General features: G+C 43.0%; 28 protein-coding genes. 7 read left to right on the top strand and 21 right to left on the bottom strand.

Annotated features, from left to right (window positions below; all coding sequences use genetic code 11):
• Positions 1-2: 2 nt before the first annotated feature.
• The 3 genes from sigB to BLR86_RS14735 are packed head-to-tail and all read right to left on the bottom strand — an operon-like array spanning position 3 to position 1,571.
• The gene (sigB, locus tag BLR86_RS14745; protein ID WP_090762739.1) at positions 3-794 is read right to left on the bottom strand and encodes an RNA polymerase sigma factor SigB; all 792 of its coding nucleotides are present in this window, start codon (positions 792-794) and stop codon (positions 3-5) included.
• A complete protein-coding gene (rsbW, locus tag BLR86_RS14740) occupies positions 760-1,242 on the bottom strand; it encodes an anti-sigma B factor RsbW (RefSeq protein ID WP_090762737.1) in 483 nt (160 codons plus the stop codon). Before rsbW ends, sigB begins: the two co-directional genes overlap by 35 nt.
• Entirely contained in the window at positions 1,239-1,571 is a 333-nt protein-coding gene (locus BLR86_RS14735) for an anti-sigma factor antagonist (RefSeq protein WP_090762735.1), read from the bottom strand. The genes rsbW and BLR86_RS14735 overlap by 4 nt, the downstream gene beginning before the upstream one ends.
• 195 nt (positions 1,572-1,766) lie before the next feature.
• Here BLR86_RS14735 and BLR86_RS26120 point away from each other — a divergent pair, with 195 nt between their 5' ends.
• Positions 1,767-1,922: a hypothetical protein gene (locus BLR86_RS26120; RefSeq protein ID WP_175492901.1), complete on the top strand. Its 156-nt coding sequence runs from the start codon at positions 1,767-1,769 to the stop codon at positions 1,920-1,922.
• Positions 1,923-2,323: 401 nt separating this feature from the next.
• On the opposite strand, the gene BLR86_RS14730 is transcribed toward BLR86_RS26120, so the two are convergent.
• Positions 2,324-2,695: a hypothetical protein gene (locus tag BLR86_RS14730; RefSeq protein WP_090762733.1), complete on the bottom strand. Its 372-nt coding sequence runs from the start codon at positions 2,693-2,695 to the stop codon at positions 2,324-2,326.
• Between the two features lie 172 nt (positions 2,696-2,867).
• The gene (locus BLR86_RS14725) at positions 2,868-3,800 is read right to left on the bottom strand and encodes a magnesium transporter CorA family protein (protein ID WP_175492900.1); all 933 of its coding nucleotides are present in this window, start codon (positions 3,798-3,800) and stop codon (positions 2,868-2,870) included.
• 118 nt (positions 3,801-3,918) lie between these two features.
• Between BLR86_RS14725 and BLR86_RS14720 the strand changes: the two genes are divergently transcribed.
• Positions 3,919-4,191, top strand: a complete 273-nt coding sequence (locus BLR86_RS14720; protein ID WP_139185616.1) for a hypothetical protein — start codon at positions 3,919-3,921, stop codon at positions 4,189-4,191.
• A 185-nt stretch (positions 4,192-4,376) separates the two neighbouring features.
• Here BLR86_RS14720 and BLR86_RS14715 read toward each other — a convergent pair whose 3' ends face one another.
• On the bottom strand, positions 4,377-5,681 hold the full coding sequence (locus tag BLR86_RS14715; protein WP_090762727.1) for a hemolysin family protein: 1,305 nt from the start codon (positions 5,679-5,681) through the stop codon (positions 4,377-4,379).
• 376 nt (positions 5,682-6,057) lie between these two features.
• Positions 6,058-7,560 carry a mechanosensitive ion channel gene (locus BLR86_RS14710; protein WP_090762725.1) on the bottom strand — a complete coding sequence of 501 codons (1,503 nt, stop codon included), beginning with the start codon at positions 7,558-7,560 and terminating at the stop codon, positions 6,058-6,060.
• 169 nt (positions 7,561-7,729) lie between these two features.
• Here BLR86_RS14710 and BLR86_RS14705 point away from each other — a divergent pair, with 169 nt between their 5' ends.
• From BLR86_RS14705 to BLR86_RS14695, 3 genes are read left to right on the top strand one after another with little or no spacing between them, the layout of a single operon-like run.
• Positions 7,730-8,029: a hypothetical protein gene (locus BLR86_RS14705; RefSeq protein WP_090762722.1), complete on the top strand. Its 300-nt coding sequence runs from the start codon at positions 7,730-7,732 to the stop codon at positions 8,027-8,029.
• A gap of 13 nt (positions 8,030-8,042) precedes the next feature.
• Positions 8,043-8,207, top strand: coding sequence for a CsbD family protein (locus BLR86_RS14700; RefSeq protein WP_090762720.1), 165 nt, complete (start codon positions 8,043-8,045; stop codon positions 8,205-8,207).
• Positions 8,208-8,257: 50 nt separating this feature from the next.
• Positions 8,258-8,710 (top strand): general stress protein, encoded by a 453-nt coding sequence (locus tag BLR86_RS14695; protein ID WP_090762718.1) that lies wholly within the window; start codon positions 8,258-8,260, stop codon positions 8,708-8,710.
• A 330-nt stretch (positions 8,711-9,040) separates the two neighbouring features.
• On the opposite strand, the gene nuoN is transcribed toward BLR86_RS14695, so the two are convergent.
• The 14 genes from nuoN to BLR86_RS14630 all read right to left on the bottom strand — a co-directional run bounded on the left by nuoN (position 9,041) and on the right by BLR86_RS14630 (position 21,974).
• Complete coding sequence (gene nuoN, locus BLR86_RS14690) at positions 9,041-10,558, bottom strand: NADH-quinone oxidoreductase subunit NuoN (RefSeq protein WP_090762716.1); 1,518 nt, start codon at positions 10,556-10,558, stop codon at positions 9,041-9,043.
• Between the two features lie 6 nt (positions 10,559-10,564).
• Positions 10,565-12,073: a complex I subunit 4 family protein gene (locus BLR86_RS14685; RefSeq protein WP_090762714.1), complete on the bottom strand. Its 1,509-nt coding sequence runs from the start codon at positions 12,071-12,073 to the stop codon at positions 10,565-10,567.
• Positions 12,074-13,936 carry an NADH-quinone oxidoreductase subunit L gene (nuoL, locus tag BLR86_RS14680; protein WP_090762712.1) on the bottom strand — a complete coding sequence of 621 codons (1,863 nt, stop codon included), beginning with the start codon at positions 13,934-13,936 and terminating at the stop codon, positions 12,074-12,076.
• A 178-nt stretch (positions 13,937-14,114) separates the two neighbouring features.
• Positions 14,115-14,429 (bottom strand): NADH-quinone oxidoreductase subunit NuoK, encoded by a 315-nt coding sequence (gene nuoK, locus BLR86_RS14675; protein WP_090762711.1) that lies wholly within the window; start codon positions 14,427-14,429, stop codon positions 14,115-14,117.
• Positions 14,426-14,944 carry an NADH-quinone oxidoreductase subunit J gene (locus BLR86_RS14670; RefSeq protein ID WP_090762709.1) on the bottom strand — a complete coding sequence of 173 codons (519 nt, stop codon included), beginning with the start codon at positions 14,942-14,944 and terminating at the stop codon, positions 14,426-14,428. Before BLR86_RS14670 ends, nuoK begins: the two co-directional genes overlap by 4 nt.
• Complete coding sequence (gene nuoI / locus BLR86_RS14665) at positions 14,941-15,360, bottom strand: NADH-quinone oxidoreductase subunit NuoI (RefSeq protein WP_045518731.1); 420 nt, start codon at positions 15,358-15,360, stop codon at positions 14,941-14,943. The genes BLR86_RS14670 and nuoI overlap by 4 nt, the downstream gene beginning before the upstream one ends.
• A gap of 113 nt (positions 15,361-15,473) precedes the next feature.
• A complete protein-coding gene (gene nuoH / locus BLR86_RS14660) occupies positions 15,474-16,481 on the bottom strand; it encodes an NADH-quinone oxidoreductase subunit NuoH (RefSeq protein ID WP_090762707.1) in 1,008 nt (335 codons plus the stop codon).
• Positions 16,481-17,581, bottom strand: coding sequence for an NADH-quinone oxidoreductase subunit D (locus tag BLR86_RS14655; RefSeq protein ID WP_090762705.1), 1,101 nt, complete (start codon positions 17,579-17,581; stop codon positions 16,481-16,483). Before BLR86_RS14655 ends, nuoH begins: the two co-directional genes overlap by 1 nt.
• 3 nt (positions 17,582-17,584) lie before the next feature.
• Positions 17,585-18,829, bottom strand: a complete 1,245-nt coding sequence (locus BLR86_RS14650) for an NADH-quinone oxidoreductase subunit C (protein WP_090762703.1) — start codon at positions 18,827-18,829, stop codon at positions 17,585-17,587.
• A gap of 3 nt (positions 18,830-18,832) precedes the next feature.
• On the bottom strand, positions 18,833-19,345 hold the full coding sequence (locus BLR86_RS14645; protein WP_045518726.1) for a NuoB/complex I 20 kDa subunit family protein: 513 nt from the start codon (positions 19,343-19,345) through the stop codon (positions 18,833-18,835).
• Positions 19,336-19,710, bottom strand: coding sequence for an NADH-quinone oxidoreductase subunit A (locus tag BLR86_RS14640; protein ID WP_090762701.1), 375 nt, complete (start codon positions 19,708-19,710; stop codon positions 19,336-19,338). Before BLR86_RS14640 ends, BLR86_RS14645 begins: the two co-directional genes overlap by 10 nt.
• 938 nt (positions 19,711-20,648) lie before the next feature.
• Entirely contained in the window at positions 20,649-20,774 is a 126-nt protein-coding gene (locus BLR86_RS26815; protein ID WP_302847220.1) for a hypothetical protein, read from the bottom strand.
• Positions 20,775-21,529: 755 nt separating this feature from the next.
• Entirely contained in the window at positions 21,530-21,757 is a 228-nt protein-coding gene (locus tag BLR86_RS14635) for a hypothetical protein (protein WP_090762699.1), read from the bottom strand.
• Positions 21,747-21,974 carry a hypothetical protein gene (locus BLR86_RS14630; RefSeq protein ID WP_090762697.1) on the bottom strand — a complete coding sequence of 76 codons (228 nt, stop codon included), beginning with the start codon at positions 21,972-21,974 and terminating at the stop codon, positions 21,747-21,749. The genes BLR86_RS14635 and BLR86_RS14630 overlap by 11 nt, the downstream gene beginning before the upstream one ends.
• Positions 21,975-22,372: 398 nt before the next feature.
• On the opposite strand from BLR86_RS14630, the gene BLR86_RS14625 reads away from it, so the two are divergent.
• Together BLR86_RS14625 and BLR86_RS14620 are read left to right on the top strand one after the other, a co-directional pair.
• Positions 22,373-23,161 carry an NAD(P)-dependent oxidoreductase gene (locus tag BLR86_RS14625; protein ID WP_090762695.1) on the top strand — a complete coding sequence of 263 codons (789 nt, stop codon included), beginning with the start codon at positions 22,373-22,375 and terminating at the stop codon, positions 23,159-23,161.
• Positions 23,162-23,397: 236 nt separating this feature from the next.
• Positions 23,398-25,335 (top strand): FUSC family protein, encoded by a 1,938-nt coding sequence (locus tag BLR86_RS14620; protein WP_090762693.1) that lies wholly within the window; start codon positions 23,398-23,400, stop codon positions 25,333-25,335.
• Positions 25,336-25,407 lie beyond the last annotated feature (72 nt).

Genomic DNA, 25,407 nt, shown 5'->3' with positions numbered 1-25,407 from the left:
TTCTAGGTTTTATAATCTTGATAGGCATGACGGGCAAGAACCTTGCGCAATTTTTCAATCGCCTTTTTTTGCAGACGGGAGACATGCATTTGCGAAATTCCCAGTGTTTCCCCTACCTCGCGCTGACTCTTATGTTCAATAAAGGTCCATTGAATAATTTGCTTCTCCCTATCATCCAATACATAAAGAACACTCTCCACCAACAGCCGCTCATCGACTTGCTGAAAGCCTTTATCTTCAGAGCCAATAACGTCTAAAGCCGTCATCTCACTGCCGTCAGAACCCGTTTCAATTGATTTATCCACGGAAGCCGTTTGATACCCTTTTCCTAATTCCATTGTTTCCAGGACTTCCTCTTCAGAAATCCCGATATAATCCGCAACCTCGTCAATCTTCGGCGAGCGTTGATACTGGGTCGTCAGCTCGTCCACTGCTGCATTTACTTTCGGCCACGTGTCCTTTATCCGCCTTGGGACATGAACATCCCATGTCTTGTCCCTTAAAAAACGCTTAATCTCCCCTATCACCATCGGGATTAAATAGCCCTCAAATGGGGTCCCGGTACTAGGATCGAACCGGCGGATTGTCGATAATAAACCAATCATCCCGACCTGCACGATATCTTCATGCAGATTTCTTCCTTTTGAATATTTTCGTGCGATACTCCCAACTAGATTACTGTAATGCTCGACAATGGCCAGTTGCGCAGCTTCACTGCCAGTTTCCTGGAACTCTTGGATGAATCCATAGATTTCTTCCTTAGATGGTTTCATGGTCTGAGATGGCTTTGTCATGATTTTCACGCCCCCCGCCTAGGTACTTCACCATGAAGACCGTTACTCCGCTACGATTCATCACTCGGACTTCATCCATGAGTGTTTCGATTAGAAATAGACCTAACCCTCCCTCTGATAATTGATCGACTGTACTGGATTCGGTATAAGGTCCAAGTTCACTTTTCGTCTGTAAAAAATTAAAGCTCTTGCCGCTGTCCGCTACCATCGTTTCAAGCCTGTCCTCATAAATACCGAAGCCGACAATCACTTCACCACCTTCGCCGTCGGGATACGCGTGCTGTACAGCGTTTGTACATGCTTCACTAACGGCAATTTTTATATCCTCGATTTCCTCATATGTATACCCCATACGGCTCGCTATTCCTGAAATCGTTAACCTAATCACACCAACATATTCTGGTTTCGCCGGAATCTTCATTTCCACATAGTCCATCACGCGTTTCATTGTCCCCCATCCTCTGTTTCCACCGTTATTTTCATAATCGTACTCAAACCGGTAATTTTAAAAAGTCGCTTCAAACGGTCTGAAAGCTCGACCAGCTTAAGCTCTCCGTCATTTTTATCCAACTGTTTGAATAAACCAACTAACACTCCTAGTCCAGTACTATCCATATAAGAGACATCCTTTAGATTGACTGTAATCACTTTATGAGTGCCTTCCGAAAGCGGCAATAGCTCTTCACGAAGCTTCGGCGCAGTATAGGCATCGATTTCACCAGTAACCGTTACGAATATAACCTTATCATCCTGTTGCTTTTCGATATTTACCTTCATTTCATCATCACCCCTGAAATATTTACCGTTTACATACCCTTTATGGTAGAAAGTTAAACCTATTTTTTAAAAAATATGTTTCTAGCATTATACCAAAATAAGGAAGTGCTACGAAATAGTCACATAATCCTAGTAGAAAAATAGTGGTTTCACTTTTTTCAAAGAGGGTATATACAAAAAAAAGGAGTGATAGTGATGGACAAAAAACCCAAGGATCAATTTCCGATTTTAAACAATAGTTCCATGGCCCAGAACCTCCAAGAAATGAAAAAGCTCGGCAAAGAAATGGAAGGGTCTAAAACCAATCAAGAGTTAAAAGAAGAAAAGCTCATCCCAGATCCAAAGCAATAATGCCTCGATAGTGGGGCAGTTTTTTTTGCTTTGGCTGTGTTAAAGGTAAATGTTGATTTCACTCAATTTGAAAAATAGGCGGAGAAATTCCGTTTATTTCGGGAAATTCCCATATTTCCCTTAAAATAAGCGGAGTTTTTCCGGTTATACGTTCCAAAACGGTGGCTTTTGTCTTATTGTGAACAGTTAGTCGGAATATCTCCGCTTATATCTGCTCCTTAAGCCTCCACTATCGACATTAGCCGGAAATTCTCCGCTTAAAAATTTTTCTACACGAAAATCAACAATGAATAATAACAGAGCCTTTGCGTTAAAAAGTAAGGCGTGAATTCTAGTGAATTCACGCCTTACACTTATTATATATTAGGGTAGTGTATTGTGATAAAGGATCAATTACTGTTTCAACTCTGCCCGTTAACTTGATAGACATGTCCATTCGGCGTTTCGGAAGGCGATTCCACTTCTTCTTTTCGAAATTCTTTATCATCCGTCTCGGACATGGAATCCCTATCCCTTAACCGGTCCTCCCGTTGCAGGACATTTTCGCCATTTACGTGAGATGGATCCTCGTCATGTTGCCCCTGTTGACGGGATAACTCTCTCAAATCTTCCACAATGTCATCGCCAGGCAATTGCTTTTCCTCCTCATTCATGGGAGGATTATCGCTATCATAGTAACCCATTCGTCCTCTTTCATCACTTTCCGTAACTTTATTTTCACCTGCACGTCCAAATACTTCAATATCCTTGTTATCTACAAAATTCTTAGCCATGATTGTTGCCTCCTTTTATTTTTTCTAGATTGCTGTTTTTCATTCCTGCTGGTTTTACCGAACATGCAACCACATACTTCAACCACCCTCTTTCCACTTAATCTGATAGATTAGGTTAGCTAGTTTCTAACCTTGATAGTGTTATACCACCATTCCAGGGCGTTCAAACCTTTTATTTTAAAAAGGAATCCTGTTTTTTTCCTTTTAGTAGATCACCCGTCCAACCTTTTGTTTTTAAATATCGATAGAGTAGTAGCGTCGAAGTAACGATTAGGAGCACAGCAATCAGGTACCCATACTGCCACTCCAGTTCAGGCATATGCCTAAAATTCATCCCCCATAATGCCCCTAACGCCATAATGGGGGTAAAAACAGTCGTCAGGACCGTTAAGGTTTTCATAATTTCATTCCCGCGGTGGGAGGAGATGACCTCCTCTAAATTTATGATCGAATCTAATTCTTGCCCGTACGCTTGAAGTAACACTTGCGCTCGATCAATCCGTTTGCATGTCCGGCTAAAAATTTCTCCGTTATTAACCTGTGGAAAATCAGTTTCTTCAATCGCCATTTTCAACTCCTGAATGGGAATCAACAGGTTCTTACAAACCATTAATTCATGCCTCTGCTCAAAAACATGTTCCAAAATCCGCATTTCATTCTTCTTTTTCACCCCCCACATCAACCGGTGAAGCGACTCTTCGAACTGGTCAATCTCAACCAGTAAGTCGTTTACGAGTTCCCCTAGTAAAAATAAAAAACCATCCACCGCATTGTCCGTCATATTTAACTGCCGCAGGATCACTTCTGGGGGTATTTGATTAAAGGAGGTAAACTCCAGGTCAATCGTCATTAATGTGTTACCAGTTAAGTAAAAATGGAAGATTTGATTGTCCTCTTCCTTTTCTACATCTTGTCTAAAAATAAGAGAATCACTGACGGCCCTTTCACCGTTTATCAGCCCAGGCACTCTTATGTAATTGGTTTTATTTTTTCGAACAGTCGTTAACCATCCTGATGGCGTTGTCTCCTGTTCCCAAACCGTACTTTGTTTATTCTTTTTTATTTGTACCCACTTCCATTTGTCAAAATTGATATTTCTCTCCAAACAACTTCCCTCCCTATCTATCAGTTGATTCCCCTAAAAGGAGAAAAACGAAACGTAGAAATATGTTTAGTAGGGAAAGAAAACGGGTATTTAGTAAGCAAAACTTAAGGAGGTTGTAATGATGAATAGAGTCTTTAATGTGAGTTCGCTCGTAGCGGTAGGAATTGGGGCAACGGCTGCGGTATGGCTTTCCAATAAACCAAACCGGATTAAGGCCGAAAGTGTGTTAAGGGACTGGAAACGCAAGGTGAAGCCGAATGTATATGCGAAGTCGGAGCAACTGCCGATCGAAAAAGGCGGCAACCCGCATCCACAGGATTTGGCCGATAACGAAATGGTGAGCGAGGGCGCACAGTATTCCGTTCAATTTTACAATGAGAAAATCCAATAATGGTGTTGGGTTAGGAGTTGGGGTATACGTACCCCAACTCCTTTTTCCCTATCTGCCATTTGGATCCCTCCATCTGCCGATTTTTTGCTCTTACCTGCCAAAATTCCGTTTCACCTGCCAATTTCATTTGTTTACCTGCCTTATCAATTCCCCCACCACCTCACCTCACCAAGCGTTGTGAAAAACTAGGTTGCTGCATGGCACACCTTCTTCACTTCTAAATACTTAATATGATAGCCATCGGCTTCATGAACCTTGAATATACAGCCTTCTTCTTCCACTACTTCGCCAGCGGTCTCTTCTAAATCCGCGGTTTTGGATAGAAACCAGCCGCCGATAGTGTCCACTTCCTCCGCATACAAGTCAATCCGTAAAAGCTTGTTTACCTCTCGAATCGGGACCTTGGCATCGATCAGATACTCGTTGCGCTTCAGTCTACGAATCTTCGAAACTTCATCGCGGTCGAATTCATCTTTTATTTCGCCGATGATTTCTTCAATCAAATCTTCCACCGTCACTAAACCCGAAGTACCGCCATATTCATCGGACAAAATGGCCATATGGATACCATTGGTCTGCATCCGGACCAGTAAGTCATGGATCGGAATCGTTTCCATCACCCGAATGATTGGCTGCGTTAACCTCCTGATATCCACTGATTGGTTCGTTAGCTTTGCCGTAACTAGCATTTTGACATTTAGCACACCCAAGATATGGTCCTTATCCCCATCAATCACCGGATAGCGGGTGTAATTTTCAACTTTAAGTTTTTGAGCCACCACATCCTGGCTATCATCCACGTTGATACAGACCATTTCTGTGCGCGGAACCATAATCTCTTTGGCAATCCGTTCATCAAATTCAAAAATATTATTCACATAACGCCATTCATTTCGGTTAATTTCCCCACTCTTATAGCTTTCTGACAAGAGAATTCTTAGTTCCTCCTCGGAATGCGCCAACTCATGTTCAGATGCAGGTTTTATTCCAAAGAAGCCAACCAGCTTTCGTGCAGAATAGTTTAAACTCCAAATAAATGGATACATCATTCGATAAAACAAAATAATCGGCTTCGCGAACAGCAAGGTAACTTCCTCCGCTTTCTGAATGGCAACCGATTTAGGTGCTAATTCACCCACCACCACATGAACAAAGGTGACAAAGGTAAACGCAAGTACCAGGGAAATCAGATGCGAAACACCAGCATTGATAGGAAGCAGCGCCAGCAAAGGCTGAAAGAGGCTTTCTACCGTCGGTTCTCCCAGCCAGCCAAGACCTAAAGCCGTAACCGTGATCCCCAGTTGACATGCTGACAGATATTCATCCAAATGGGAAACGACTTTTTTCGCTGCAACCGCATTCCTCCTCCCTTCAGCCACAAGCTGATCAATTCGCGATCCCCTTACTTTTACAATCGCAAATTCTATAGCCACAAAAAATGCCGTCATGGCAATTAATAAGATGAATGTTAATAAGTTAACAACCAGCATGATGATCTGCGCACCTCCCTTTTTTCAAGCAATAATCACAGCCCTTTTAAAAAGGTTCTGTTACTATTCCTGGTTGATTTTCGTGTAGGTATGATAATTCATAAGCGGAGAATTTCCGATTAATGTATATAGAGGAAGCCAAAGAGGCAGATATAAGCGGAGATTTTCCGACTAACTGCCCTAAATAAGACAAAATCCAAGGATTTGGATCAAATAAGCGGAAAACCTCCCTTTATTTTCAAGATATTAATAGTCTTTTTCAATTTAAACGGAATTTCTCCGTTTATTTTTCAAACGATGTAAAATCAACATTCAGTTTTAACTGCCCCTTAAAAAACAATCCGAAATCACCAGTGGATTTCGGATTGTTAAAGGCTTATTTTCCTCTTTCCAGCTTATTGTCCAGCTTTCCTAGATATTTTCTAGCAAACTCTGTTCCGCCGAGTCCGAATGCTAGACCAAAAGCCAGCGCCAATCCGCCTAATACCAGGATGAAAGCAGCAGTAACAATCGAATGTGCGACGCCTAATTGATCTAATGCCATAAACACGGTGATGGTAAAAATCGTATATTTTGCGATTCTTGCCAGCATTCTAGAATAATTGTTCTGAACAATCGTTTGGAGCATTCGTTCGATAAACTGTCCGACGTATAATCCAATTCCGAGAATCATGATGGCCGTCAGCAGCATAGGCAGATAAGCAATCACCCCGGTTGCTAAGGTAACTAAGAAGTCTAACTGAACAATTTGTAAGGCTTCTACCGTAAACAAGAGGACCACAATGATCTGGGCCAGTAATCCCACCATTTGGGACAGGGTATATTTCGATGAGTCTGGTGTTAATGCCCCGATCCCCATCTGATGAAAGACTTGATCGAATCGCAAGCGCCATAGCATTTGTGTGACCCATTTCGCCACCCATTTTCCAAGCCAAATCCCCGTTACAATGAGGATGACGGCCACGATGATGTTTGGAATCATCGCGAGAACATCTTGAAGCATGGCAATCGCTGGTTCAGATATTCCCCTTAATTCTAATTTTTCCAATGCCGTTATAATGACTGGAATTAACAGTAAGATAAATACGATATTTCCGATCATCGTGGAAAGACTCGTCGCCTCTTCACCATTTTTCAAAAATCCAAACCGAGAACCTACGTTGTCCGAGCCAACACTTTTTAAAAAGTTCGTTAAAATATCACGGACGATTTTTGCAATCAGCCAGCCAATAAGCACAATCAGTGCGGCTGCAAATAACTTAGGAATAAACGCGAACATCATCGTCAGTGCATGCGAAAAGGGCTCTGAGATTCCTTCTAATTGAAGCGCCCCAAGGACCGCTGGAATAAATAGCAGTAGTACAAAATAAAAGATTGTCATTGCGATACCATTTATTCGGTTGCCAGCTTCAAGGGCGTTATGTGCCAATTTCCATTTCACAAGCTTTGGCCCTAATTGGATCATCCCTGCTCCCTTTATAAAAAGATAACGAAGCAACCATGCAATCACCCAGGCGAATAATAGAATCAGTGCCGCTTTTAACAGATGAGGGATTGCTGCTGTTATCGTTGAGACCATGGCTACAAGCGGTTCCGCGATTAGGCTTAAGTTCAGCATATTGAAAAAGATAAGCCAGACGACAACAAGTAACATATAATAGACGACTTTTCCGATAATCGTTTCAGTTGAATACTTTCTATTTTTAAATCCTGAAAAAAGTTTTTCATCTAAAGTAGTTCTCTCCAGTGCAGTTTGTACAGCCCTACCAATCCCCTTTGCTGCCAGCCAGCCAATTACTAGAACGAGCACTGCCAACAACAGTTGGGGAATTCGGTCCGTATATATGTACCAACCCGTCATCATACTTTCTATACTCATGTACCATCTCTCCTCTTCTCTATTTTGGTTGTCTTGCTAGCTGTAATACCCTGCCACCATAGTTTCAAACCTCGAAAAAGTAAAAAACTATTTTTCTAGAATAAGGTTTCACTTGCTCATTCAGCGGGTATACATCCAACATGCTCAAATAACCAAAGGAGGAGAGAACATGAGTAAAAAAACACTAGTAACAGCTGGCATGACAGCACTATTATCCTTAGGACTATTAGCAGGATGCGGCGATGGCGGCGATCAGGACAACGGAATCAGTGATGGCGAGAAAAAGGACGCCATCGATAACGGAACCGTGAAAGAGGAAAGTACCTTTAAAGATGCAAAAGAGAATTTAAAAGATGCTGAAAATAATATTAGCAACGAGTTAAAAGAGAATGGTGTCGGGGACGGCGTTGACCAGGATAATGGGATCAGCGACGGTGAGAAAAAGGAAAAATTGGATTCTAGCAAATAAAGGAGGAAGAAAAATGAATAAAGATCAAGTTAAAGGCGGTTTAGAACAAGTAAAAGGCGAAGCAAAAGAGCAATGGGGCAAATTAACCGACCAGCCCGCTACCGAGACGGAAGGGAAACTGGATAAACTGAAAGGGAAACTAAGGGAAGGCTATGGAAAAGTAAAAGACAAACTATAGGAATGAAAAAATTCGAGAGTAACTACCTATTTATAAGAGGAGGAAATAAAATGGACAAGCCCGAAAGGAACGTTGTAGGTGTTTATAATTCAGAACAAGATGCGATTCTAGCTATTGAAGGTCTGATTAGACAAGGAGTTGATAAACAAGATATCTGTGTAATTGGTAAAGATCTCAAAGATGTTAATTATATTGCTGACGAAACAGGTGCCGTAGCGGAAGATAGTGCTGCTACAGGTGCGTTAACAGGTGGAACACTCGGTGGCTTAACAGGTTTACTAGTGGGCGTAGGTGCTCTGGCGATCCCTGGAGCCGGCCCGATAATCGCCGCAGGTCCCATTGCTTCAAGTTTAATCGGAGCATTAGCAGGTGTAGGATTGGGTGGATTAACTGGAGCACTCATTGGATTAGGAATTCCAGACCATGAAGCCGAATACTACGGGAACTCCGTTGAAGAAGGAAAAATTTTAGTTTTAACGAAGAATAGAGAACCAATGATGTAAAACGTTTATTCATTGAAGGAAGCAAACCATAGCTCGAATGGCACAGGAATAGGACGAACTGAAAAAGATTGGCACTGAAATGATGAATACGGAATCTAAGGAAGTTCAGCAGGAAAAAAGACGAATACGGATTCCAAGGAAGTTCCACAGGTAAAAAGACGATTTCCTGATCCAATTCCATTCCTAGACAAAAGAAACGGCCCTTTGAAAGGACCGTTTCTTTTTGTTAAGAAGAGGCCACCGGCGCCTCTTCTTTTGCTATATATTGTACCCCTTTTATTTGACCATGGCCGGGTCCTTCCCCCAAAGTTGCCGGCCGATAAAACTCCCTTATTGTAAAAAGTCCCTGAATTGGTTGAAGTTTTCGTTCACGAAGTCGATCGCGATGTCTGGGAATACTCCAAACAGTACGGACGCTGCGACGGTGACGATTAACACAACCAGAATTCCAACTGGAATTTTCGAAAACTTGCTGTCGTCCGCTGCCGGGCGGAAGAACATTTGTGTCATGATACCGAAATAGTAAAAATACGATACGACCGTTGTGGCAATCATGACGGATGCTAATACATAATGCGGTTCCGGTACCATGAAGGCACCGATAAAGATGTTCATCTTCCCGATGAAGCCAGCTGTTCCTGGGAAGCCAGCCAATGCGACCAACAAGATTCCCATCGCCACTGCTAACAGCGGTGAACGGCGGTACAAGCCCGCGAAATCAGCAATCCGGGTTGAACCTGTCTTCGCCTCCACTAACTGAATGACGGCAAAAGCACCGAGGTTCATGAACAAGTAGGCTAATAAATAGAACCAAACAGTGTAAAAGAAGTTCGAGCTCAAGGACGTGAATGCTACGAGCACATAACCGGCATGTGCAATACTTGAGTAGGCAAACATTCTTTTAATATTACTTTGTTTTAAGGCAACGACGTTTCCGATGATCATCGTTGCTCCAGCCACAACTGCGATATAGTCCTGCATATTATAAAGAATTGGCATCGATCCAGGACCTTCTGTTGCCGCTACTCCAAACACAGAAATCAAAATCCTTGCGACAATGACGAAGCCCGCTGTTTTAGAAACCACGCTTAAGAATGCGGTAACCGGTGTTGGTGCTCCTTGATAAACGTCTGGCGCCCACATATGGAACGGAGCAGCCGCCAGTTTAAAGGCTAAGCCAACAAAAATCATTAAGAATGCCAGTCCGAGCAAATACGCGTGCTGCGCGTCAGCTAAGCCCTGCAGTGTACCAGCAATAGCAAACAAATTGGTTGTTCCCGTTAAGCCGTAGACATAACTCATCCCGAACATGGTAATCGCCGTAGCAATCGAACCGTTGATGACATATTTCATGGCCGACTCATTCGATTGCAAATTGTGTTTGCGAATCCCTGCTAATATATAGGAAGAGATTGATAACAACTCTAAACCGATAAATAACGTAATTAAGTCGCCGCTTGAAGTCATAATCATTCCGCCGAGCAATCCGGTTAGGAATAAATAATAAAATTCACCGCGGTATTCTTCCATCCCCTGATCAGCCTTGTAGCTGACAGCTAAAAATAGTACTAGCGCTGACCCTGCAAGCAGAAGTAGCTTAAATGCTTTTCCGAAAGAATCAAGCCGGAATGTATCGTCTAAAATCGAATCAGGCGCAGCACCTAGTAGGCTAACGACGGAAACGATGGCGGCAAAGATGGCCGCGATTGCGATCCAGCCAAGAATGCGGCGGTCCTGTTTTTTCGGCATAAATAAATCGATTAGTGTGAGAAGCGCTGCAACACCAACGATGATGAACTCCGGTGTCATGATGCCCCAATTATATGATGTTAATTCCTCAAGACTCATCCTTCATCACCCTCCTAACCCTAGCATAATCGTTTCAAGAGTGGCAGACAGCGGTGAGCTTAGAACGCTTGGTACGACTCCGATTAGTACAATTAAAGCAATCAGCACGATGACCGGAACCCATTCGACGCCTTTGATATCGACGACTCCTGTAAATTCACGGTGTGCCTTTCCGTACGTAATGCCGAGCACGGCACGTAATAAATAGACAGCGGTCATGATAATCCCGATGCAGCCGACCGCGGCAATCCAAGGCATCTCTTCGAATAAGCCTAAGAATGCCATAAATTCACTGACGAAGCCGGACATGCCTGGCAAGCCGAGAGAAGCGAGTGCACCTGCGAGCAAGAAGCCCGAAGCAATCGGCATCCCTTTTGCCATTCCGCCAAGGTTCTCGATGAGTGATGTATCTGTCCGCTCATAGAAGGCACCAACTAGGAAGAACAACAGTGCTGAGATTAATCCGTGTGAGACCACTTGGAAAATTGCGCCTTGGATGCCTGCCTCGTTCATCGCCGCTAACCCGATTAACACGATTCCCATGTGAGAAATCGATGAATACGCCAAAACCATTTTAAAATCTGTTTGAATGAACGCTAGGAACGCTCCATAGAGGAGGTTAATCACTCCAAGGACAGCTAGCACTACCGCAAGGGTTTCAAACTGCTCTGGGAAAATTCCCATTCCAAAACGAATTAAGCCGTACGCACCGATTTTCAATAGAATACCAGAGTGAATCATCACAATCGATGGCGGTGCTTGTACGTGAACACGAAGCATCCAGCTGTGCAACGGGAAGATTGGCAATTTGACGCCGAAAGCGACTAAAAGGGCAATCAATAATCCTAATTTTAACTCTCCCGAAAGCGGAATGTTTGGATGGCTCATGATCTCCGTTAAGATGTTGATATTGGTTGTACCTGTTTTCGCAAACAGAATCATAATCACGATTAACAGGACAGCTGAGCCTAAACCGTTATAGATTAAGAAGCTGTAAGCGGCTTTTTCTTTTTCAAAATAACCCCATTTTCCGATTAAGAAGAAGGTCGGAATTAAGGTAATTTCGAAGAATAAGAAAAATAGCACTAAGTTTTCAGCGGTAAAGACGCCGAGCATGCCGATTTCTAGTAATAGGAACAGCATGAAATAGCCTTTCCATTCGTGTTTAATATAAATGGAGGCAATCGCTGCAAGTGTTGCTACTACCGTTGTCAGGACGACTAGTAACATCGTTAATCCGCTGACGCCAAGTTCATAGTTTACTGCCCAATAACCGGCTTCGGTGCCTTGAAGGCCGCCGAAGGTAATCCAATCTTTTGCAACGTCAAAGTCGCTTAAATCCTTGCCCCATAGATAATGAAGATAAAGACCGGCTGCGATTCCCAATGCAGGCAACGTGGCTAGGAAGCCGACGATTTTAAGTAATTTTTCCTGTGTTTTCGGTAAGAACGCTAACACGATGATACCGAGTAACGGGGAGAATACTAATAGTGATAGAACGAAAGAAAGATCCATTTACAAGTACCCCCCTGTTAACACAAAGATGACCGCTAAGAGCGCGAGACCGACGAAGGCAAATGCTGCATAGGTTTGAGTTTGACCGGATTGCAGCTTCGACATGGCCGCTCCAAGTCCTTGAACAATTCCAGCTACGCCTTTCATGATTCCCTCAACAAGGAATTCATCAATGAAGCGCAGGAAGTAGCTGATTCCTTTTGTGATGGCAACTACTGACAGTTGATAGAATTCATCAATGTAGTATTTGTTGGTAAGAATCGTGTGCAGCGTATCGCCGCTGCCTGAAAGCCAGTTGCGTGCGACGGAACGCTTGTAGTAAATCAAGTACGCAAGGTAGATTCCTGCTAAGGAAACGACGGTTGCTGCAATCATTATCCAAATTGGACCTTCGATATGACTATGTCCGAGAGCTTCATTGCCGTCAACGAGCCATGCGCCCAGGTTGTGATTAATTGGAGTCTGCACATAACCTGCGATGATCGCTAACACGCCAAGAAGAATCATTGGGTACGTCATTGTTGCTGGCGATTCGTGAACATTTTTCAATGGACTGCGAGCTTCACCGGTAAATACCATGAAGAACAAGCGGAACATGTAAAATGCCGTCATGAAGGCCGCTGCCAGCGCTAGTAAGAACAGGACTGGATGTCCGCCTTCCCAGGCTGCAATTAAAATTTCGTCTTTACTGAAGAACCCTGAAAACAATGGTACACCGCTGATCGCGAGTGTTCCGATTAAGAATAGTGGTGCAGTAAACTTTAGCTTTTTCCACAGCCCGCCCATCTCTTCGATGTTTTGGGTGTGGACCGCATGAATGACACTTCCAGCTGCTAAGAATAGCAAGGCTTTGAAGAAGGCATGTGTCATCAGGTGGAATACCCCAGCCACATAACCGGCAGAGCCAAGCGCAAGCATCATGTAGCCGAGCTGGCTGACCGTTGAGTACGCTAGGACGCGTTTAATATCTGTTTGTACAAGACCGATGCTGGCTGCGAAAATTGCCGTAAATGCACCGATAATCGCAATTGTTAGGAGTGCTGTTTCACTCGCTGCGAACAGCGGGAAAAGTGCCGCAACCAAGTAAACCCCAGCAGCAACCATCGTCGCCGCGTGAATTAACGCAGAAACAGGTGTCGGACCTTCCATCGCGTCCGGTAACCAGGTGTGCAGTGGAAACTGACCTGATTTACCAACAGCACCAATGAAGATTAAGATCGCTGTTAAGGTAATCATGGTGCTTGATACAGCGCCAGCCTCGACGGCCTGAAAGATTTCGCTATATTCGAAGCTATTGGTTTGCCAAAATAGTAAAATCATCCCGATTAAGAGACCCACGTCTCCGATACGGGTCATAATAAATGCCTTTTTTGCCGCAGCTTTCGCTTCTTCTTTATTGAAATAGAATCCGATTAAGAGGAAGGAACCTACTCCGACGAGCTCCCAGAAAATATACGTTTGCAGCAGGTTTGGCGAGATGACAAGGCCAAGCATCGCAAATGTAAATAGTCCTAAATAAGCATAGAATACTGGAAACCGCTCATCCCCGTGCATATACGCTTTCGAATATGTATGTACCAGGAAGCTGACGAGCGAGACAATCACAAGCATTAATGCATTCAATTGATTCACTTCAAAGCCCGCTGTTAAAGAAATATCTCCTATCCTGAGCCACTCCGTTGAAGTTTTAAACGTGCTTTGCGAGAAACGCTCGAACAACACCAACAACGAATACACAAGCGCAGCAAGCGTTGCGAGAATACCCACATAGGCACTCGCATCCTTCAGGCGCTTACCAAATAGAAGAAGAATCAAAAACGATAATAGCGGGAAAAGCGGTATGATCCATGCATTTTCCATCATCATCACAATCCCCTTTTTTTAAAAATGGTGCCTGTCACCTCTCGTGGACAGTGTCCACCCGAGGCGGACACTACCTACGAAGTATAATACCAATAATTACCAATTTGTCCATCTGGGACGGACAGTGTCTTTTTGCGGTGACAGGCACCGCAGTGTTGAAAAAAAATTTATCTGCCAATTAGTTTTTCATTGTATCCATTTCGTCGATGTTGACGGTTTTGCGGTTGCGGTACAGGGCCATTAGGATTGCCAGTCCGACGGCTGCTTCTGCAGCGGCTACGCTAATCGTGAACAATGCGAAGATTTGTCCGGTAATGGATGGTACCACCCCGTATTTGCTGAAGGTTACCAGGTTAATATTAACGGCATTCAGCATGAGTTCGATTGAGATGAGGATGATGACGGTGTTTCTTTTTGTCAGTGCCCCGTATAAACCGATACAGAATAAAATCAGTGCGAGTGCCAAGAAGGCTGAAGCAGGAACTGAACTCATTCCTTACCATCCCCCTTCTTTTCTTTCTTTGCTAGAACAATCGATCCAACAAGTGCAACCAATAGTAAAACAGATGTTAATTCAAATGGAATCACCCATTTAGAATAAAGGGCTTCCCCAATTTTCAATGTATTGTCTACATGCAGGTCTGTTGGAACCTGGACGACGTTGAAATCGTAAATTCCAATGTACACCGCGACTGCAAAGCCCATTACGCCTAGAAAAATAAAGATCTTTCTCCACTTGCCTGTGGTGGTTTCCCCTTCATCATCGTGCTTCGTTAACATGATTCCAAACAACATGATAATCGTAATCGCACCAGAATAAATCAACACCTGTACTGCCGCTACAAATTCTGCTGACAGTACTACATAAATTCCAGCAATGGCAACGAAGGTGAAGATCAGGGCAACGACCATATGCACGACTTTAGTAAGGTTTAATAACAGGACACCGCCAATGATCGCTACAAGTGCGAGGCCCATAAATGCGATAAACTCGCCTGATAATGTCATGGTTTATTCACCTGCCGTACGTTTTCGTCGTTCTCATCTAACCATTCAAGGTTTTTAAATAACATATCACGGCTGTATGACGCTAGCTCAAAGTTATTGGTCATGACAATCGCTTCTGTCGGGCAAACCTCCGTACACAGGTCACAAAGGATACAAATCTCGAAGTTAATATCGTAGGTATCGATGATTTTCCCTTTTTTCGTTGGATCCGGATGCTTTTTCCCCGTTAAATCAATACATTCTGTCGGGCAAATGTTCATGCACTGATTACACACGATGCACTTTTCCGGATAGAACTTCTGAATACCGCGGAAGCGGTCCGGCAGCGGAAGCGGCTCATCTGGATATTTATAGGTTACCTTTTCTTTAGTTAGCTGTTTTAGGGTATATTTCAAGCCTTTTGTAAATCCAAGCACGTTTTTCACCCCTTTTTCATTTTAAAAATACAATCTACATTCGTATGGTTAACCCCTTTAAGGACTGTGCTCAACGCGAACGCCCCAAAAGGTTCCTTTTTCAAAAAAATCACTTAAAAAAATAATGTTTTGATTAGGGCTGTTAAGAATATGTTGGCTAGTGCGACTGGGAACAGGACTTTCCAGCCGAACTCCATGAGTCTGTCAACGCGAAACCGCGGCAACGTACTGCGCAGCCAGATATAAACAAAGACAACAGCGCTGAATTTAACTGAGAACCAAACTGCGCCTGGAATGAAGCCAAGGAAATCAAAAGGCGGCAGCCAGCCTCCAAGAAAGATGACGGTAATCAATGCGGACATTGCGAATAAGTACACATATTCGGCAAGCATGAAGAATGCCCAGCGGAAACCTGAATATTCAACATGGTATCCGGCAACTAATTCATTTTCAGCTTCTGGCAGGTCAAATGGTGTCCGGTTTAATTCGGCAATCGATGCGATGAAGAACACGACAAATGCCACCGGCTGTAAAAGAATAAACCAAGCTGTGTCATCCTGGTGAGCGACGATATCATTTAGGTTTAAGCTTCCGGTTAAGAGGATGACTCCTAATACGGACATGACGAGCGGAATTTCATAAGAAACCATCTGGGCCGCTGCACGCATGCCTCCTAAGAGAGCATATTTGTTATTTGAAGCCCAACCGCCGAGAACCATTCCAAAAACGGTCATTCCGGAAATAGCAATATAATAGAGAAGTCCGACTCCGATATCGGCAAATTGAAATTTGTCTGTAAACGGGATCGTCGCCAGCACCATGAATGACGGTGCAAAGGCAATGACTGGTGCTATGATAAATAATGGTTTGTCTGCTGCTTTAGGGATTATATCTTCTTTTAGTAATAGCTTGAGAACGTCGGCTACGGTTTGTAATAGTCCCCATTTTCCACCGACTCGGTTTGGACCATGGCGCAGCTGCATGTATCCCATAACTTTACGTTCTGCTAGAATTCCATAGGTTACGAATCCTAAGACGATTAATAGTAAAACTGCACCCAATAAAAAGAAGATTCCAAAGTTCGCTAAGCCTGGACTGGATTGGAGTAATTCTTCTACCATTATCCGTCCACCTCCCCAAGGACAATATCAACTGCCCCTAAAATAGCAACCAAGTTTGCAATATTTTCACCTATTAATAATTTCGGAAGAATTTGCAGATTATAGAATGAAGGTCTTCTAAACTTCAAACGGTACGGCTCTTTTTTACCATCACTAGCAATATAGCAGCCAATTTCTCCGCGTGGACCTTCGATTCTTACAAAGGCTTCCCCTTTTGGTGCCTTGATTATTTTTGGCACTTTCGCCATAATTTCGCCTTCTGCAGGGAATTGTTCACAAGCCTGCTCAAGGATTTTCAATGATTCTTCAATTTCCTCTAGGCGCACATGGTAGCGGGCCAAGCAATCGCCCGTTTCCTTGGTCACGACATTAAAGTCAAAGCGGTCATAGATGGAATATGGCTCATCCTTCCGAAGGTCCCATTTCACGCCGGTACTGCGCAGGTTCGGACCGCTCAGTGAATAGTTGATGGCATCTTCTTTTGAATAAACGCCAACCCCTTTTACCCTGTCTAAAAAGATTTCATTTCCAGATACGAGGTCGTGATAGCCCTTGAGCTGTTCGCGCATATAAGGAATAAATTCCTTAACTCCATCGATCCAGCCTTCTGGAGCATCCCACTTCACCCCGCCAACACGCATATAGTTGAAGGTCAAGCGAGCACCTGATAATTCATTAAGCATATTGATAATCATTTCACGGTCACGGAACGCATAGATGAACGGGCTTGTCGCACCAAGGTCAAGGATATAGGTACCCCAGGCAACCAGGTGACTGGCGACCCTGCCCAATTCCATCGCGATGACACGAAGGAAATCAGCACGCTCTGGAACTTGAATGCCCATCATCGTTTCGACGGCGTGACAGATGACATAGTTGTTGGTCATCGCGGACAAATAGTCCATCCGGTCAGTATAAGGAATAATTTGCGTATACTGCAAATCTTCAGCAATTTTTTCCGTTCCGCGGTGTAAATAACCGATGACTGGCGTTGCTTCGGTTATGACTTCCCCATCAATTTTAACTACTAGCCGGAATACTCCGTGCGTACTTGGATGCTGCGGACCGACGTTAAGCAGCATTTCTTCTGTTCTGATCATTGGCTACACCTCCACATCATACGGTTCATAATCTTTACGCAGTGGATGGCCAACCCAATCTTCTCCTAGCAAAATCCGATGTAAATTCGGATGTCCGGTAAACTTAATTCCTAGTAAATCATAAGCTTCGCATTCAGGCCAGTTGGCTCCTGCCCAAATTGGCTGCAAGGACTCGATTGTTGGTTCATCGCGGTCAATTTTCACTTTTAACGCCACTGATTGGCGATTTTTGTATGAGAATAAGTGAACATATACTTCCATATGTGTAACAAAATCTGTTCCATGCAGCTCAGATAGATAATCGAAGCCTAGGAGCTCATTATATTTTAAAAATTGAGCTACCTTGAAATATGTATCTTTCTTCGCAACCAGTGTCGGAACATCTTTAGATAATTTATTAATATAAGAGTCTTCTAAAACATCAGAACCCAGGTTTTCCTCAATGGCCTTCCTGTATCTATCTAAGACAGGCTGGTTCGGTGATGGAGTAGCTGGTGCTGTTTCAGTTGTTGTTGCGACGCCTGGTTTTCCAGCTGCTTTCGCCTTGGCGGCCGCTGCCGCTTTGGCTTTTGCCGCTGCCTTGGCCTTCGCTTTTTCATCGTCTCCCATGGCCGCAGTGTCTGCGTCACCGGTTCCTGCTGCCTTAGCCTTTGCCGCTGCTGCTGCTTTGGCTTTTGCTGCTGCTTTTGCCTTCGCTACCGCTGCTGCCTTTTTCTTCGCCAAATCGTCGCCATCTTCGCTGGTATCAGCTACTGGTGTTTCTTCTGCCGGTGCATTTCCACCTGCCAGCTCCATCGCTTTGCGTTTGGCTGCTGCCGCTGCTTTTGCTTTCGCTACTGCTGCCGCTTTTTTCTTCGCCAAATCGTCGCCGTCTTCGCTAGTTTCAGCTGCTGGCGTTTCTTCAGCCGGTGCATTTCCACCTGCCAGCTCCATCGCTTTGCGTTTGGCTGCTGCCGCTGCTTTTGCCTTCGCTACCGCTGCTGCCTTTTTCTTGGCAAGGTCTGCGCCATCTTCAGCTCCTGCAGGCGTTTCTGCTGGTTGAGTTGGCTGTGTTTGAGCTGTTTCGGCTGTGGCTGCTTCAGCTGGTTTTTCATCCTGAACAAGCGCTTGTTCAGAAGGTTTGTCCTCCTGCTTTAAAGCACCCGGAGACTCTCCTGCTGCTTTCGCCTGACGCTTCGCCAATGCCGCCGCCTTCGCTTTTTCAGCTGCTTCTCTTTTTAATTGGTCGAGATTCTTCTCCCCGCTCATCGGTTAGATCACCTTCTTCCCAGTCTTCGCTTCATAGCGGATCTTTTCCTTTAATTTATTAATTCCATAAATTAATGCGGCCGGGTTTGGCGGGCATCCAGGAATATAAACATCAACAGGGACAATTTGGTCAACGCCCTTTACCACCGAATACGACTTTACATACGGTCCGCCTGCAGTCGCACAAGAGCCCATCGCAATTACCCACTTCGGCTCCGGCATTTGATCATACAATCGACGGATAATCGGTGCCATTTTTTTCGTAACGGTTCCAGATACAATCATACAATCCGATTGTCTTGGAGACGTCCGGAAAAACGATCCAAACCGGTCAAGGTCATAGTTCGCACCACCCACACCCATCATCTCAATCGCACAACAAGCCAGACCAAACGTCATCGGGTACAACGAATTACTACGCGCCCATGCCTTAATTTGCTCCAGCGTTGCCAAAAATACATTTCGTTCTAATTCCTTCATTTCTAATGGCGAGAGGTCATCTAGTTTTAAATCCATTGTAGCACCTTCTTCTTCCAAGCATAGATTAAGCCAATCAACAGCATAACTACGAAAATCAACATCTCAATTAATGCAAAAACACCCAGCTTATCATAGGCAACCGCCCATGGATATAAAAATACAGTTTCCACATCAAAAATGACAAACATCAGGGCAAAAATATAATAGCGGACATTGAACTGTACACGGGAATCGTGAAATGGATCAATACCGCTTTCATATGTAGTATACTTCTCATCACTCGGCTTATGAGGACGCAAAAGTTTACCTAAATATAATGCCACCACTGGTAGCAGTACCCCAAGACATAGGAACACGAAAACTATCAGATAATTATTCTGATATACATTCAAAAGTTCCATGTCCATCCCCTCCAATGCTGTAAATTTTCACAACAATTAAACTTGTAACCGATAACATTATAGCATTGTTACAAACTTGTGTCGACAACACCACCTCATTAAAATTGGAATTTCCATCGCCGCAAAACTTCCCATGCCAAGCGTTTGGGAGCTCGCTCACAAAAACGCCTTGGCATGGGAAGTTTTGCAAGCTGCAGCGACAGCGGAAGCGCAATGTGCGTTAGCACATGGCGATAGAAATTCCAATTTATGGCCGAAACCGGTGTTACGACACAAAGGCCCCGCCCCTTGAGCGTTGCGTGATCTCACAGAGAAACCTTCCAGAAATCACTCCAGAGATGACGCAAAAGCGAATTGTAAAAACTAGAACTCATGCACGTGATCTGAAGCGGAGCGGAAGATGACGTGCCTAGCAATAGGCTCGCAAGAGCCATATCTTCGACTCTATCGACATTAAACAACAAATATCAACGAATGTCAGTGAGAATTGTCATAAAACCTTCACCACATCGTAACCATATATACAAAAAATAAATCCACAACCTAACAATGCAACAATTCCTTAGGAAGCTTATACACTCATCAACACCATCATATTCACAATATACCAAATCATTCAAAACTTTCTATTAAAAAGGAATAAATATAATCAACATCCTACCAAAATCCTATATGGTCCAGGTGCAAGAGTGGAACTCCCCCATGGATCCCATAAATTCTTATACCTCTGAATCCTTACCTGCCAAATTGTTCTCCCCACCTGCCATTTTAGAGCTTTCATCTGCCGAAATTCCATTTCACCTGCCAAACCCCTTTGTTTACCTGCCTAATCAATTCAATCCTCCAAAAAAGACCATAAAAGCCAGTCGCAAGACTGGCCATCGTCATTTTTCACTCCCTATTAATCTTCAAAAACCCCCATATTCCAACTAATACATTTAGCCCCTAATCCTTACCTGCCAAATAGATCCCCTCACCTGCCAAACCCCTTTGTTTACCTGAATAATCAATTCAATCCCCCAAAAATGACTATAAAAGCCAGTCGCAAGACTGGCCATCGTCATTTCTCCCTCCCTATTAATCTTCAAAAACCCCCATATTCCTACTAATACATCTAGCCACTAATCCTTACCTGCCAAATAGATCCCCCCACCTGCCATTTTAGAGCCCTTATCTGCCAAAATTCCATTTCACCTGCCAAAACCCTTTGTTTACCTGCCTAACAATTCAATCCCCAAAATTAAACCGTAAAAGCCAGTCGCAAGACTGGCCATCACCATTTTTCCTTCACTATTAATCTTCAAAAACCCCCATATTCTTATTAATACATCTAGCCACTAATCCTTACCTGCTAAATAGATCCCCCCACCTGCCATTTTAGAGCTTTCATCTGCCAAAATTCCATTTCACCTGCCAAAACCCTTTGTTTACCTGCCTAACAATTCAATCCCCAAAATTAAACCGTAAAAGCCAGTCGCAAGACTGGCCATCATCATTTTTCCTTCCCTATTAATCTTTAAAAATCCCCATATTCTTATTAATACGTCTAGCCCCTAATCCTTATCTGCCAAATAGATCCCCCCACCTGCCATTTTAGAGCTTTCATCTGCCAAAATTCCATTTCACCTGCCAAACCCCTTTGTTTACCTGCCTAATCAATTCAATCCCCCAAAAAGGACCATAAAAGCCCGTCGCAAGACTGGCCATCATCATTTTTCCTTCCCTATTAATCTTTAAAAACCCCCATATTCCTATTAATAGGTCTAGCCCCTAATCCTTACCTGCCAAATAGATCCCCCCACCTGCCATTTTAGAGCTTTCATCTGCCGAAATTCCATTTCACCTGCCAAACCCCTTTGTTTACCTGCCTAATCAATTCAATCCTCCAAAAAAGACCATAAAAGCCAGTCGCAAGACTGGCCATCATCATTTTTCCCTCCCTATTAATCTTCAAAAACCCCCATATTCCTATTAATACGTCTAGCCCCCAATCCTTACCTGCCAAATACATCCCCCCACCTGCCATTTTAGAGCGCCTATCTGCCAAAATTCCATTTCACCTGCCAAATACCTTTGTTTACCTGCCTAATCAATTCAATCTCCCAAAAATGACTATAAAAGCCAGTCGCAAGACTGGCCATCATCATTTTTCCCTCCCTATTAATCTTCAAAAACCCCCATATTCCTATTAATACGTCTAGCCCCCAATCCTTACCTGCCAAATACATCCCCCCACCTGCCATTTTAGAGCGCCTATCTGCCAAAATTCCATTTCACCTGCCAAACCCCTTTGTTTACCTGCCTAATCATTTCACACCCCAAAATTTACTCCAAAAAGCCAGTCGCAAGACTGGCCATCATCATTTTTCCTTCCCTATTAATCTTCAAAAACCCCCATATTCCTATTAATACATCTAACCCCTAATCCTTACCTGCCAAATAGATCCCCCCACCTGCCATTTTAGAGCCCTTATCTGCCAAAATTCCATTTCACCTGCCAAACCCCTTTGTTTACCTGCCTAATCAATTCACACCACAAAATTCACTCCAAAAGGCCAGTCGCAAGACTGGCCATCACCATTTTTCCTTCCCTATTAATCTTTAAAAACCCCTATATTCCAATTAATACATCTAACCCCTAATCCTTACCTTGGGCTTCCCAATGGCAGTAAATTTAAAGAAAGCTGGTTTTGAAGTAATCGGTTATGATGCTTATAAAGGTGTTTACGAGAAGGCAGAAGCTGCGGGATTCACAATGGTAGAAACGTTAAAAGAAGTGGCTGAACAAGCCGACGAGGCAATTATTTCAATGGTTCGTGACTATGCCCAAAATGTTGATATTATTTTTGGTGAAGGTGCTCTATTATCTGCCCAACCTAAAAATAAAACCATTATTGTCATGAGTACACTTGACCCTGATACCATGAATGAATTAGGAAAAAAAGTCGAAGAGGAAAGTGATTTGAGATTAATTAGCGCTGCAGTAAGCGGTGGTGCTTCAGGTGCACAAGCAGGAACCTTATCGATTATGACATCAGGTTCAGAAGATATTGTAAAATCATTCCAACCATACTTTGATGCGATTGGATCGAATACATTTTACTATGGTGCGGAACCAGGTAACAGCCAAGTAGCAAAATTAGTGAATAATATGATTCTAGGTGTGAACATGAACACTGTCGCTGAAGGTTTAAAATTAGGTAAACACTATAACTTACCTGAAGAAGAGTTATTAAACTTATTAAAAGTTAGTACAGGTGATAGCTGGGTAGTTAGAAATTGGAGCGATGTTTCTGAGTGGACTGCAGACACTGCCTTAGCCGTTCTACTTAAAGACTTAAAAGCGGCTTATAATGAAGGGCTTAAACACAATGTATCGTTACCATTCAATGCCTTATCCTCTACACAATTATTTGACTCAATGGGAAAAGAGAAACCAGAAGCCAAATAATTAAATAAAGTTACCAATTTATTGTTGATTATACACTCTCTTTACTAGGAAAGTGTTCTGTGCCTGAACAGAATGCTTTCCTTATTTGCTTAAGATAACAAAAATCTTTTCATGATAAGTTGGGTGGGTGGTTACTATATTTAATAGTAGTCAAAAATCTGGTGCCTTTTACGTCATGATGAAGATTCAAAAACTGTTCAGATGTCGCCATACATATTTTTTTAAGGAGCCATCGTATGAGAGAAACAAATAAATCAATTTCTGCTACCTCCCCATCTCTTTTAAAACAGGCCATGAGTGTGAATCAAAAGCCGTTTCCTTGGGTTAAAGCCTTTTGTGCAGGAGTAGCTGCAGCCTTGCCAGTCATGATTGGATTATTGCTTGGCAATTTCGAATATGGGTTGATCGCTGGGATGGGGGGATTCACCTACCTTTACTTTTTCAATATTCCCTATGCTCAAAATGCTCAAAAGCTATTTTTTGTTGTACTTGGTATGACGTTGGTTTCAGCACTTGGGACAGTTGCTGCCCCTTACCCGCTTGCAATAGCAATTTTGATGGGGATTATCGGAGCTACCGCTATTTTTATTTTTGGAGCATTACGAATTGCTGGGCCATCTGCTATTTTTTTCGTTTTAGTCTTTGCGATGACAACAGGTATGCCTGTTCATCCAGAACTTGCCCCAATACGGGCTGGCCTCGTTTTTTTAGGTGGGACATTATCGTGGGTCATTGCAATGCTTGGTTGGTTCTTTAATCCTCATGGACCTGAAACAGGTGTAGTAAAAAGAGTTTATATAGAACTTGCTGCATTTGTTGATTCAGTTGGTACAAAGAGGTTTAATGAGTCTAAGAATCGAGTCATGTCCGTTTTAAAAGAAGCAGAGGAAACACTTGCAGCGGGGTATATTCCTTGGAGAGAAACGGATTTATTTAATCGACTGTATGTATTGAATGATCATGCAAACCAAATATTTTTGTATATTCTCGACAATTTTTCAGAGGCTCATTCAAAATTACCACCGGAACTAGGGCAAACGATCCGAGAAATGATGTTTTCTCTGGACAATAAGGATAAACAGGTTTGTAAAAAAGTCCTCCAGCCAGAAGGTATCAATGAAAATGTTGCTGCATTATTCAAAAAAATATATGATGCAGATGCGATCATGAATGAACCAACATCAAAAATTAATAACGTGATACGAATTTCTAAACCATCACTTAAGGCGATTTTTGGTGGAGCATTTGACAAAAATTCAATTGTATTTATATCTGCATTACGTTTCTGTGTCGTAACAATCATCGCGGCGATTATCGCCTATCAATTTAATTTAGCCCGCTCCTACTGGGTGCCTTTATCATGTGTTGCAGTTATGTCAGGATCAACGATTGTTTCTACCTATCATCGTGCGATTCAAAGAGGATTGGGTACAATTGTGGGTATTCTAATTGCTAGCTTCATTCTTGCTACACAACCATATGGATACATCATTGCTCTTTTCATTCTACTATTGACGTTTATTACTGAGCTTTTTATTGTGAAAAATTACGGGTTAGCTGCACTGTTCTTCACACCGAATGCATTGCTTATGGCTGAAAGCACAAGTCATGGAGATTTTAGTTTTTCTTATTTTGCTTCAGCTAGATTAATGGATGTCCTAATCGGGACTGCCATCGGCTTAATTGGAGTATGGTTTGTAGGGAGAAGGTCTGCCTCTAGCCGGCTACCTCATTTAGTAACCAAAAGCATCCGAAGTCAAGCACAATTTTTATTACTCCTTTTCTCTGACCAAAGTGTAGGATTGAATGTCAAAGAAAGCAGTGAAATTAAAAAAATGCAAACAAATATCATTACGTTAAAAACACTCTATACTACAGCTGCTGGTGAGATCCCGGTCAATCATAAGGCGTTGGAGTATTATTGGCCAATTATATTTTCCATAGAACGATTAGGGTATTTTTTAGAAAATTGCTCTAAAGTAGTAAATCGCCCAATTCTTTCAGAGGAAAAGCTTGCCCAACTGCTGTATGTTTGTGAAACGATGGCCATTGCTGCCGGACGAAAACAGTCGTCCAGCATTAAAATCGTTCCTGAAATTGAATCGTTCCCAAATATACAGAATGAGATCATTCAGTTGCAAAAATCTCTCCATGACAATAATAGAAAAATGTAAACATTGTATAAAAGATACCAGAGATTCTACTATTTACGTGCCAAACACCATCCGAGCCCCCATACAACAAAA

It is taken from the genome of Bacillus sp. OK048 (assembly GCF_900103525.1).
Taxonomy (GTDB): Bacteria; Bacillota; Bacilli; order Bacillales; family Cytobacillaceae; genus Neobacillus.
Note: the sequence above shows the minus strand (reverse complement) of the source record. Positions and strands in the feature narration are given on the sequence as shown.